The sequence below is a fragment of the Rhizobium sp. 01T417 genome, from assembly GCF_056398905.1.
Genome location: NZ_JBFTQH010000071.1, coordinates 1 through 12,310, shown reverse-complemented (window position 1 = coordinate 12,310; position 12,310 = coordinate 1). Strand labels below are relative to the sequence as shown.

Annotated in this window: 9 protein-coding genes and 1 pseudogene; 4 read left to right on the top strand and 6 right to left on the bottom strand. The window is 58.7% G+C overall.

Features of this window, described 5'->3' with window-relative positions:
- The coding region (locus AC1DPR_RS30900; RefSeq protein ID WP_477817899.1) for a helix-turn-helix domain-containing protein at positions 1-137 on the bottom strand (137 nt) is incomplete at its 3' end.
- Between the two features lie 256 nt (positions 138-393).
- Here AC1DPR_RS30900 and AC1DPR_RS30895 point away from each other — a divergent pair.
- The 3 genes from AC1DPR_RS30895 (at position 394) to AC1DPR_RS30885 (ending at position 4,059) form a co-directional block, all read left to right on the top strand.
- Positions 394-831 carry a universal stress protein gene (locus AC1DPR_RS30895; protein WP_018858285.1) on the top strand — a complete coding sequence of 146 codons (438 nt, stop codon included), beginning with the start codon at positions 394-396 and terminating at the stop codon, positions 829-831.
- A gap of 498 nt (positions 832-1,329) precedes the next feature.
- Positions 1,330-3,378, top strand: a complete 2,049-nt coding sequence (locus AC1DPR_RS30890; RefSeq protein ID WP_246733904.1) for a methyl-accepting chemotaxis protein — start codon at positions 1,330-1,332, stop codon at positions 3,376-3,378.
- A 387-nt stretch (positions 3,379-3,765) separates the two neighbouring features.
- Positions 3,766-4,059: a hypothetical protein gene (locus AC1DPR_RS30885; protein WP_018858283.1), complete on the top strand. Its 294-nt coding sequence runs from the start codon at positions 3,766-3,768 to the stop codon at positions 4,057-4,059.
- 43 nt (positions 4,060-4,102) lie between these two features.
- On the opposite strand, the gene AC1DPR_RS30880 is transcribed toward AC1DPR_RS30885, so the two are convergent.
- From AC1DPR_RS30880 to AC1DPR_RS30860, 5 genes are all read right to left on the bottom strand, one after another.
- A complete protein-coding gene (locus tag AC1DPR_RS30880) occupies positions 4,103-5,419 on the bottom strand; it encodes a glucoamylase family protein (RefSeq protein WP_018858282.1) in 1,317 nt (438 codons plus the stop codon).
- A gap of 163 nt (positions 5,420-5,582) precedes the next feature.
- The gene (locus tag AC1DPR_RS30875; protein ID WP_026371934.1) at positions 5,583-8,030 is read right to left on the bottom strand and encodes a phosphoketolase family protein; all 2,448 of its coding nucleotides are present in this window, start codon (positions 8,028-8,030) and stop codon (positions 5,583-5,585) included.
- 30 nt (positions 8,031-8,060) lie between these two features.
- Positions 8,061-9,770, bottom strand: a complete 1,710-nt coding sequence (locus AC1DPR_RS30870; RefSeq protein WP_477817898.1) for an ABC transporter ATP-binding protein/permease — start codon at positions 9,768-9,770, stop codon at positions 8,061-8,063.
- Positions 9,771-9,947: 177 nt separating this feature from the next.
- The gene (locus tag AC1DPR_RS30865; protein WP_018858279.1) at positions 9,948-10,298 is read right to left on the bottom strand and encodes a hypothetical protein; all 351 of its coding nucleotides are present in this window, start codon (positions 10,296-10,298) and stop codon (positions 9,948-9,950) included.
- A 313-nt stretch (positions 10,299-10,611) separates the two neighbouring features.
- Entirely contained in the window at positions 10,612-11,805 is a 1,194-nt protein-coding gene (locus AC1DPR_RS30860) for an MFS transporter (protein WP_025662783.1), read from the bottom strand.
- Positions 11,806-12,144: 339 nt separating this feature from the next.
- On the opposite strand from AC1DPR_RS30860, the pseudogene AC1DPR_RS30855 reads away from it, so the two are divergent.
- A pseudogene (locus AC1DPR_RS30855) lies at positions 12,145-12,310 on the top strand (esterase); the annotation flags it as partial.

Genomic DNA, 12,310 nt, shown 5'->3' with positions numbered 1-12,310 from the left:
AGGGCCTCCAGCCCGTCCTCCTTGCAGCGATTGAAGATCTTGTAGCCGGTCTTGCGCGAGATCCCGAACGACCGACACACCTCGCTCATACCTTCGCCCTCCAGCAAACGGGCGACAAATCGAAGACGCTCATCCATGACCGAAGTCTCCGGTACGTTCTGTCACCTATCTCTCAGGTCGGGCATCGCCTACCTTGGCATTAGAAGCTGCGCTTTGCCACGTTCCGCGATGCCCTCTCGTGTTCGCACGCCAGAGTCTAAAGTCGCGCGCCCTCCGTCGCATTCGTCAATATCGGGAAACATGTTCGCCATCTTGACGCGGATCAATGTTCGACATGGACAGTCCGCTAGGTTTGGATGAATTTATTGCACCACGATCTGGAACGGATGTCCCATGTACAAGCGTATACTCATTCCAACCGACGGCTCGGAGCTTGCTTCCAAGGGCGTCGATCACGGTCTTGCACTTGCAAAGGCGCTCGGCATTCCAGCGACGGTCATCAACGTCACGGTGCCGCTGGCTGGCTTTGCGCTTCAGGGAGTAGTTCAGGCACAGGCCATGGACAGCTATACTCACGCGGTGAAAGAAGACCTGATCGAGATCGAAAGAATTGTCCGCAACAAGTCGGCGAAAGCGCAGGTGACGGTCGATTTTGTCCACGAGATAAATAGCTCTCCTGCTACGGCCATTCTCGAGACTGCTCAGGCAAAAAACTGCGACCTGATCGTTATTTCCTCACATGGGCGCACGGGCATCGGAAGAATGATACTTGGCAGCCAAACCCAGCAGGTCCTCGCCAATTCGACCGTTCCTGTTCTTGTCGTCAGATAACGGCATCGGCATTCGTGGACTCTTAAGGCGTCTGGCAAAGGCAACAAGGGATACTCGACGTTGCCCAGTGGAGCGATCCCTAATGGCCAAACTGAGCAAGAGCGGTACTTCAAATAAAAAAAGAGTGACTAAGGGCAAACACTATTAAATCTGTTGATAGTACCTAGCAACAAACAAGATTTGAATTTTGTTCTACTATGAGTTATTTCGATATTCTGCAAATTGACGAAAGTCAATTATAACTTTTTCTCGAAATTTACATTTTATTAACCCAGAAATGCTATGCGAACTATGGAGATTATTCAAATCTTGAAAGATCAAGGTCAGATCTCCCGATCGGAACCACTGCGTCGCGCGCATTTTGGAAAGTAGTGTTTTCCGACGTTTCGGCCTCGTGGTCTTGCAACGTTGTCGGCGAAATGACGAGCGTCCGGCCATTCTTATGCCGAAGCCGGAATTCATGACGATCGCGCCGGTTTCCCTAGGCGAATAACCGACATGAATTTACCCGCCTTCTTTTCACGTATCAGCACGAAACTCGCCCTCATGTCCGCTGCCGGCATTGCGATGATGCTCGTCATGCTGGCTGGCCTTTGGTTAGAGGATCGCTCGGTCGGCCAGAGCGCCATACTCGAACGGCAACAGGTCGGCGCATCACGCGACTATGTCGAGGCCAAGGCCGCCATTCGCGGCATGCAGATCGAGAGCCTGAACATGCGCCTGGCGAACGCCATGGACGAGGTGCTGCAGGCCAAGTCCGCCGCGCGGGACAATCACGACGCAGCCATCAGAGCCCTGGATTCGGCCCTTTCGATCCTGACAATCCAGGTCAACCAGGAGCGGGTGAAAAACATCAAGGCGCTGGTTGACGAATATTACAACACGAGCGGCCAGCTCGCGGAGTTCCTCCGCACGAAACTGAGCGCGGCGGGCGTCGACGCAAGCCTCGCCGCCAAGGAACGGGAATTCGTTACACACCAGATCGATCTCATCCAGAAGACGATGTCCCTCCTCGATGAGGCCGGCACGATCGCAAAGGGCCGTGCGACAACAGCCGCCGCAGCTTCGAACGTGGCCCTCAATTCGATGGAAACCACATCGCTCGCCGGTGGATTTCTCGTGATGATTACTCTTCTCGGCGCCGCTCTCTTCGGCGCGAAAGCGCTGGCAAAGCCGATCGGTCGTATCACCGAAAACATGAGTGTCCTGGCGAGCGGCAATCTCGGCGCCGAGATCCCTTTCACTGGGCGCAGCGACGAGATCGGCGACATGGCGCGCGCCGTCGCAGTGTTCAAGCAGAACGGCCTCCGGGTTCGCGAGCTGAATGCACATGAAGCTGCCCTTCATGCCAAGAGTGTTGATCTGCAGTCGAGCATCGGCGTGGTGGTCTTGGCCGCCGTTGGCGGTGATTTCACGCGGCGTATCGCCAAGGACTACGGCGATGCCGACCTCAACCGCTTTGCCACGCAAGTCAACGAACTGGTGGCCTCCGTCGATCGCGGCGTCGCAGAGACCCGGCGTGTCGTGGCTGCCCTTGCCGAGGGTGATTTGACCGAAACGATGCGCGGCGAGTTCCAGGGCGCCTTCGGCGAACTCAGGGACAATGTCAACGCGACCATGGCCAACCTGCGCTCGGTGCTCGGCGAGGTGCGCGCCGCCGTCGACACGATCAACAGCGGCTCGAGCGAAATACGCAGCGCCTCGGGCGACCTCTCCAAGCGCACCGAACAGCAGGCGGCTTCGCTGGAGGAAACCTCCTCCGCTTTGGAAGAGATCACCGTCGCGGTGAAAAATTCCACCGAACGGGCAACAGAGGCGAGCCATATGGTCGACGAGGCGCGCCGCAGCGCCGAGCGGTCGAGCGCGGTTGTCAAGGACGCCGTATCAGCCATGAGACGCATTGAGCAGGCCTCGGGCGAAATCGGTCAGATCATCAACGTCATCGACGAGATCGCCTTCCAGACGAACCTGCTGGCGCTCAATGCCGGAGTGGAAGCGGCCCGCGCCGGCGAGGCCGGCAAAGGCTTCGCCGTCGTCGCCCAGGAAGTGCGCGAACTGGCGCAGCGTTCCGCCAACGCCGCAAAGGACATCAAGACGCTCATCGGCCGCTCCAGCGCGGAAGTCGACGCAGGCGTCACGCTGGTGACGGCAACCGGTGAGGCGCTCGGGCTGATCCAGGGGCATGTGATCAAAATCAACGAACATGTTCATTCGATCGCGACGGCCGCGAAGGAACAGTCAACGGGACTGTCGGAAGTCAGCATGGCGGTGAATGAGATGGATCAGGTCACCCAGCGGAATGCTGCCATGGTAGAGGAGTCGACAGCGGCGACCAACCGGCTGGCGGACGAGGCTTCGAACCTCTCGCGACTGATCGCCCGCTTCAACCTCGGAACAGGCGGCCCGGCTGCGAGCGCGTATTCCGCTCCACGCGCCACCCGGGATAGCGGGCCTGCCGCCTCGCCGGCCCGCAAACTGGTGGGGAAAGTCGCGGCCGCCTTCCACGGAAACGCCGCTCCCGCCCATGACAATTGGGAGGAGTGCTGACATCGGCGTACCGCGCTGCCGATATTTCTGATCGGGATTGGTGATGAGACCGCATTCACCCTAACGGGATTGATCCGACATGCCGAATCATAAATCAGCGCAAGCTGCATGATGCGGCATGTTCCATACCGGGCAGGCAAGTCCTCGATCGTCGATTACATCGCCTCGCTCTCGGCCCGCCGCGTTTGAGCGCACCGTTGAAACTGAAGCCGCCCGATGCCCAGCGAATTCTCGGTAGAACGAGCCGGCAGGCGACAGACCGCGGAACAATTGCTGTTCTATGCTTCCCCGAGCATCCTATTCGAGAAAACACCGGAAATAGAGGGTCGACTGTAGGTTTGACTTGCGACATTGTAGTATTGCTGCAGTTCACGCGGGGTGCATGTCATGTCGTACTCGCAAACGCTCCCAGTCTATGCGTCCGTTCTGGTGACGGGCGTTGTTGCACCGCTGTTCGCGTTGTCGGCGGCCGAAACAGCAGTCGTCAAAACGGTGCGGGATCCATCGATATCAATCCTCGTCAGAGCCGACCTCGAACAAGGCGCGCTATCGGCGCCCGCCACCTCGATTGACTGGTGGTTGCGGGACGATATCGTTCATACGTCGCAGGCGACGGACGGGACGAAGAGTGTCTTCAATCGAAATTGGCTGAAGGACGACCAGCTTCGCGGCTCCCACTGATCAACTTGGCAGGGCATCGTTGGGTGGATCGCCGCGGGCGCGCCTACAGCCAGCCGCCGGTGAACCCCGCTCGCCGCAACCCCCTGACAATAGGCTCGCAATCACGCATCAGCGTCCACAAAAGGCCGGTGCGGTAATTCTCAATCATCAGCGCCACCGGCCCCTGGTCAATCCCGAAGTGGTACGGGCTGATCCACCAGCCAGTCGGACTGTTCGGATCCTTGAAGGTCTGATTGAATGATGGCTTGAAGCCGTAAAGCCTAGTCATCCCCAGCTTCATGCCCGCGAACTTCCGGACGGTCGGAAGGACAATCTCGGGCGCAAAAGGCAGGGATGCCACGACAACCCAGGGCGCTACGGTCCCGTCATCAGGCCCGAAGGGCGCGCCACGGGCAACATAATCGAAGAACTCGCGACGAACCCCGCCGACATCCGCCTTCACCCAGCCCGGGCCGTCACACGCGGTAAATCCCCAGCAATGCTCACCATAACCCTCGAACTGCATCGGATTTCGGATCGCATACTCCTGATGGACAAAGGTCGCTTGCCGGCTGTTCTGGAAGTAGTCACTGTCATGCTCGTGCATGAACTGATCGCGGATGCCTCGGAAATCGATCCACATATGCGATAGCTGGTGGGTGAACAGCGGACCGGAATAGAGCAGCTCGCGGCCGTAAATGTTCCGCCATTCGTAGCTTTCCGTGTAGGCCTCATAGCTCTCGGGCGGCAGCGGATGCGACGGTGATCCCAGCCCCAATATGTAGAGAAGCAGGCCTTCGTCATAACCACGCCAACGGTAAGGAATGAAGCCACTCTCGGGTCGCCAGCCATGCGTCAGGGTAGCGCCCTGATCCCGCGCCCAGTTCCAGTCTGCACGCTCGTATAGCTCCGTCGCAAGCGTCCTGATCTTCGCTTCTTCGGCGCTCTCCCCGTCAAAATAGGTGGCGACTGTCAGCGCACCAGCGAACAGAAAGGCCGAGTCGATCGTCGACAGCTCGCATTCCCACACCCGCTGTCCCGTCTCAATGTCGAGAAAATGATAGAAGAAGCCCTTGTGGCCCGAGGCGTCCGGCTCGGGGCCCTGGTGGCATTGCATCAGGAATTCGAGCCTGCGCCGGACCATCTTGACGGCAAACTCGCGAATGAGGACGCCACGCTCCACGACGACGGGAATGGTGGCGAGCGCCATGCCGATGGCAGCGATGCTTGCCGGTGCGCCGGGTTGCGTCTTGTCGCGAACGAGGCCGTTGTCCGGGTTCGTAGAATGCAGATAGTAGAGCACCGAGGTGAACTGCAGTCGCGCAAAGTCCTCGTCGGTCAGCCCCGACTCCAAGTTTGGCCTGGGTGACACCGCAACCATGGCTTCCCCTCCCATACAGCTTTGCAATCGCTTGCCGCCAACGGCATCGTACCAATACGCACTTCGCCACTCGAACGGGCGCCAGCAGCCTGCGTCCTCTGCATCGTCTTTGATAGTGCCCCCCGGAGCAACGGCTCCGGGAGGCACCCGGCTGCGCCGAACGCTACGTGTTGTCGCCTTCCGTCGATGTCCTTTGCTTGCTTGCCGCCCCTCCGAGGACGCCCCACTTCCAGCCGGTGATTTCAGGCATGTCATCACCGTGCTTTTCAATGTAATGCCGGTGCTCGATCAGCTTCTCGCGGATCGCTTGCTTGAAGTAGGCGGCGCGGGCACCGAGTTGCGGCAGTCGATCGATGACGTCTTCGACAAGGTGGAAGCGATCGAGCTGGTTCAAAACGACCATATCGAAAGGTGTCGTCGTCGTCCCCTCCTCCTTGTATCCGCGGACGTGCAGATTGTCGTGGTTCGTGCGCCGGTAGGTCAACCGGTGAATCAGCCAGGGATATCCATGGAACGCAAAGATGATCGGCTTGTCCTTGGTGAAGAGCGCATCGAAATCGGCGTCGGAAAGCCCATGGGGGTGCTCGCTCGACGGCTGCAACTTCATGAGGTTGACGACGTTGATGACGCGCACCTTCAATTCCGGTAGATGTTCGCGGATCATCTGCACCGCCGCCAGCGTCTCCAGCGTTGGCACGTCGCCGCAGCACGCCATGACGACATCAGGCTCGCCGCCCTTGTCGTTACTGGCCCATTCCCAGATACCGAGGCCCTGGGCGCAGTGCTTGACGGCTTGATCCATAGTCAGCCATTGCGGCGCCGGCTGCTTGCCGGCAACGACGACGTTCACGTAGTTGCGGCTCCGGAGGCAATGGTCGGTAACGGAAAGCAGCGTGTTGGCATCCGCCGGCAGATAGACGCGGATCACCTCGGCCTTCTTGTTGACCACATGGTCGATGAACCCCGGATCCTGGTGGCTGAAGCCGTTGTGGTCCTGGCGCCAGACATGCGAGCTCAGGAAATAGTTGAGGGACGCGATCGGACGGCGCCATGGAATATCGTTGCACACCTTCAGCCATTTGGCGTGCTGATTGAACATCGAGTCGATGATGTGAATGAAGGCTTCATAGCATGAGAAGAAGCCATGCCGCCCTGTCAGAAGGTACCCTTCAAGCCAGCCTTGGCATTGATGCTCGCTCAACACCTCCATCACCCGGCCATCGGGCGACAGGTGGTCGTCCTCGGGATAGATTTCGGCCATGTAGCAACGATTGGTGACCTCAAGCACGTCCTGCCAGCGGTTCGAGTTGTTCTCGTCGGGACTGAACAATCGGAAATTCTTGGTGTTCAGGTTCAGTTTCATGACATCGCGAAGAAACTTGCCCATCACCCGGGCAGATTCGGTCGTCGTCGCTCCGGGGCTAGGTACGGAAACCTCGTAGTCACGGAAGTCGGGCAGCCTCAGGTCACGCAGGAGCAGGCCACCATTCGCATGCGGATTGTCGCTCATCCGGCGAATGCCAGTCGGGGCTAGCGCAGCGAGTTCGGCGCGCAGCTTACCGTCGTCATCGAAGAGCTCTTCGGGCTTATATTCCTTCATCCACTGCTGAAGGATCTTGATGTGTTCCGGCTTGTCCATTTCGCCCATCGGGACCTGGTGCGACCGCCAGTAATCCTCGCATTTCTTGCCGTCGATTTCACTCGGGCAAGTCCAGCCCTTTGGCGTGCGGAAAACAATCATCGGCCAGGCCGGGCGTTTCAGATTGCCCTTCTCGCGCGCCTCCCCCCAGATCCGCTTGATCTCGGCAACGGCTGTATCCATCGCTGCCGCCAGTTGCTGCTGCACCTTGTCGGGCTCGTGCCCTTCGACGAAGAGGGGCGCATAGCCCATCCCCTCGAAAAGCTTCCGCAGCTCCTCCTCGGGAATGCGGGCTAAGAAGCATGGATTGGCGATCTTGTAGCCATTGAGATGCAGGATCGGCAGTACGCATCCGTCACGGGCTGGATTGAGAAACTTGTTGCTGTGCCAGCTCGTGGCAAGCGGGCCGGTCTCCGCCTCGCCGTCGCCAACGACGCAGGCGACGATCAGGTCCGGATTGTCGAAGGCCGCGCCATAGGCATGGCTCAAGGCATAACCCAGTTCGCCACCCTCGTGGATGCTTCCAGGCGTTTCAGGGGCGACGTGGCTCGGAATGCCGCCGGGAAAGCTGAACTGCTTGAATAGGGTCTTCATCCCTTCGGCGTCCTGGCCGATATTGTGGTAGACTTCGCTGTATGTCCCTTCCAGGTAGGCATGTGCGACCAGCGAAGGTCCGCCATGGCCCGGCCCGATCACGTAGATCATGTTGAGGTCGTCGCGCTTGATCACGCGGTTCAGATGCACATAGAGCATGTTCAGGCCGGGCGACGTTCCCCAGTGACCGAGAAGCCGCGGCTTGATATGCTCCCGCTTGAGCGGCTCTCTCAGTAGCGGATTGTCGAGCAGATAGATCTGCCCGACAGAGAGATAGTTCGATGCACGCCAATAGGCGTCCATTAAGCGGAGTTCTTCGGCCCCAAGCGGAGCACTCGTCTTCTGATGGTCGTTGGTTGCACGAGCGGCGTTCGTCATCATCAGCCTCCTATCGACTTTTTTGTCGTCTCAATTTGCGTGCTTTGCACCGCTGCCGTTCCCGCGGTCATGCGGCGTATTCCACTGCCATGCGCCACTATCGTCAAAGTCCAGGATGGCGTCATAGGATGATATGTCGGCGGCGCTTCCGATATGAACGCAGGCGATGCCGTCATTTGCAAAGCGTGTCATGATCCGGAAAAGTGTCTCCCAGCCAACCATAGCCTCGGTTCTCTCAAGCAAGATGACATGCGGCTTCGCAACGCATGCGCTCGCCAGCATGAGCAAGCACTGCTCTCTTTGCGTCAGAACGGTATGCCATTCCACTTCTTGTTGAAATTCCTCGATCTTAGAAATGCGCTGAAGTTCAAATTCGGCAAGTAGCAGCGCAATGCGTTCGTCCGAAATTTCCGGGCTCGCGGCCGGGGGAATGAACAGTTGTCGAAGTGTCCCTGGCGGAAAATAGGGGTGCTGCGGCAGGAAGCGTATGCCTTCAGCCGTGGGGCGAAAAATCTGGCCGGTGCCGGGATAAGCAACACCTGCGGTAGCCCTGAAAAGTGCGCTCCCTTGGTCCTCTCGAGCGCATGTCACCATGACGCGGGCACGAGGCGGGATGGCGACGGTCAACTCCTGCAGCAACGACGATCCGTCCCGCTCCGACAATATCGTGAGTTTCTCATACGACAGGTCGTCCCGGGTCTCATCGACCTGAATCTTGGCACCCCCCTTTGGTCTCTCTATCGCCTCCGAAAGAGTACTCAGGCGCGCCACCACTGCAGCAAAACTGGAGATCGAGTTGAATTGGTTGATGATCAGCGAAAAAGCGCCCACCAGCATGGCGAATGCTGCCGCGGACTGCGTAATCACCCCAAATTCGATATCACCGCGGAAGAAGGCCGGCGCGACAATCAATGCAGGGATGATCTGGATCAGCCAGTTGTAGCCCGTCGTGAAGAAGCCGACATTGCGGTTCACCGATGTTATGTTGCGAAAGTTGGTCACCAGGTCATCAATTCGGACCGCGAGAAAAGACTTCATGCGCGGCTCGCTGCCGGTCAGCAAAATTCGCTCTGCATTCTCCCTTGCTTGGATGAGCCCCGTGCGGAAACTCGCCTCCTTGTCGAGCTGGTCATAGTTCAGCTTGATGAGCGGGCGGCCCAGCCAGACCGTGAGAAACGAGCCGCAGGCAGCATAAAGGACCGCCACGGCGAACAAGACGGGGTTGATGGATAAAAGTACCCCTGAAAATGAAAGGATCGTTAGCCCGCTGCTGAAGATCATGAGCAGGAAGGACAGTGTGGTCACGGTAAATGCGCGGATATCTTCGGAAATGCGCTGATCCGGATACGAGAGTCCTCCCGAAACACCGAGGCGGTAAAAGGCTCCGTCAGTAAGATAGAGATTGACGGCGCGACGCGTCAGAAAGTCTCTCCATGTGAGGGCCAGCCGCTCCTCCGTAAAGCGCGCATAAACCGATGCGATCGTGGAGCCGGCAAACACGAGAAGATAGAATATGGCCTGCCGGACAAACTCAGCGATCTGCCTGTCGGCGATCGCCGTCATGAAGTTCCGGCCCACGAAGTTATTCAGCACATTGAGCCCGTTGATCGCGAGGAAGAGCACGACAAGGCATGCGGTCAGAAGCTTTGCCGTGCCGCCGACCTCCGAGGATATGAAAACGCGCACCGAGCGCAGAAAGCGACCAGCCGTTACCCTGAAAGGAGTTCGCAGCTCTTCCATGCTCCTCCCAACCTTCACCTAGAAAATGAAGCCCGCCTCCCCGACGGCCTCCTCGAAGGCTATTTCATGCGACGTAGGTTCAGGCCCAACGTCGAACGACATTCCGGCACTTCTCCACGGCCCGCGCGCATGCTGGCCCTGGTCCGGCCAATTCTCCAGAGCCAGTGCGTTGCGGGGCTAGGATTTAAGGTCGTGCGCCTGCCCTGACTCGCGCAATTCCTTGAGGGTTTTGCCCAAGCAGCTTCCCCCGTCGGATCCGCCCACGGCCTTTGCTTTACCGTCCAGCGTAATCGTCCCCGCAATCCGGTCGGAGGCTGAAAAAGTGGCGGTGCCGTCTTTCGTCACCCTGGACAAATAGAATGCGTGGTAGGTGCCCTTGTATTCACAGCTGATAACCATCGGAAAATCGTCAAAGGGATCTTGTGCGTATGCGAACGCGCTGGTCAGAACCGATGCCCCACAAGCGACGAGCATTGCAATCGATATATTGAGAAATGCAGTGATACTGCGAAGCGACACATGTTCCATTGATCGAACCCCAACTGCGTGAAGAACGCGAATTCGCAAGGTGTCTCTAGGCATGCATTCAAGTGGCTATCAGCGGCTGTAAGTATGTCGCAGCATGCCGCTGTTAGGCAAGAAAATTGTGGTCAGCAAGGACACAATTTTACCGGGAAAAGAGGCATCTTGGAGGAACACCGAGGAGCGCGCCTCCCGGGGCGCCGCCTTTCCCCACCTAGTTAGGCGCACAGGTACTCCACCGTCCACAGAAGCAATGGTGGCCAACGCGATGGGCTCACGTCAACCACCGTTCCCGGGACGTCGGAATTCGCCTCGCGGGTTAGGCGGGCTGGGTCACAGTATCGCTATCCGCTGTCGAACGACCGTCCAGAGCGCCACTCCAGAGCGTCAGGACCAAGGCTCCGCCCACGAGAATTGCGCCAACCCAGGGTGTCGCCTCAAGCCCCAGCGAAGATTCCACCACAAGGCCGCCGATCCATGCGCCCGCGGCGATACCGAGGTTGAAGGCGGCGATATTCAGGGCCGATGCCACATCGACGGCGGCGGGACGAACCTGCTTCGCCAACTGCACGACATAAATCTGCAGGCCGGGCACGTTGGCGAACGAGAGGAAGCCGAGTGCCGCCAGCGTCGGGACGACCAGCCAGGGCGACGGCGCGGTGAAACTGAAGAGTACCAGCACGATCGCCTGGGCGATGAACAAGCCGGTCAGGGCGCGTACCGGGCTGCGATTGGCAAGTTTGCCGCCGGCGACGTTGCCAATGGCGATCGCGATGCCATAGACCACGAGGATGATGCTGACCGTGCTGGCAGCAAAGCCGGTGATCTCCTGCAGGATCGACGCCAGGAACGTAAAGGCGACGAAGGTGCCGCCATAGCCAAGTGCGGTCATGGCGAAGACGATCAACAGGCGGCCGCTGCCGAGCACGCGGATCTGGTCGCCGACGCTGGCGGCCGGTGCCTTCTTGAGGTTCGAAGGCAGCAACACTGCAATCGCAACGAAGGCAATCGCACCGAGGCCTGCTACCGCCGCAAATGTTGCGCGCCAGCCGAAGATCTGACCGATCAGAGTGCCAAGCGGGACGCCTGTTACGATGGCGACCGTCAAGCCCATGAACATCATCGCGATCGCCGAGGCGCGACGGTTCTCGGGAACGAGATCAGCTGCGATCGTCGAGCCGACGGAGAAGAAGACGCCATGTGCGAAGGCTGAAAGGACGCGCGCAACCAGCAACGGAGCATAGCTTGGGCTGATTGCCGCCATGCCGTTGCCGACGATGAAGAGCGCCATAAGGCCGAGAAGCAATGGTTTTCTTGCGATGCGCCCGGTCAAAGCCGTTAGCACCGGCGCGCCGAATGTGACGCCGAGCGCATAGACGCTGACAATCAATCCCGCCAACGGCAGACTGATCTGGAGATCTGAAGCAACGGTCGGCAACAAGCCGACGATGACGAATTCCGTGGTTCCGATCGCGTAGGCCGCGATCGTCAAAGCAAAGAGAGCAGTTGGCATGATGTGCCTCAAAATGATGTTGCCGGTCTGCCGGCTTGGTTGACTGGCGAACATATGGAGGCACTGGATTTAGGTGATAAGCGGTCACTTGGTCCAAGCATCTGTGAACCGAATTCACAAAACGACCAAACCTGGCACGACCAAGCGCAGCAGACGGATTGCCTGGCAACCAAGCGGCAGGCAAAGCTCGTTGCGGTTCGGTAACACTTACTTAAAACTCGTCGTGGCCCTAGGGCATGGAGCGCGAATTGCACGTAACATTCGCGTCGTTTCTGTGAGAGTACTTCACCAAAGCCCGGCCACCGTAAGGTGCTTGCGTTTCAATGAGGGAACCGGAACGTGATTGCTGCCCGTACTGTTCGGACACTTGCACCTTTGCTCGTCGCGGCAGTTCTTGCCAGCTGCGGTCATCCAAGCGGAGTCATGGCCCCTGTTGCGCTATCGGCGGCAACGCAGAATACCTCAAAGGTCAGCATGCTGGTCGCAACCACGCGCGAACCTTCCG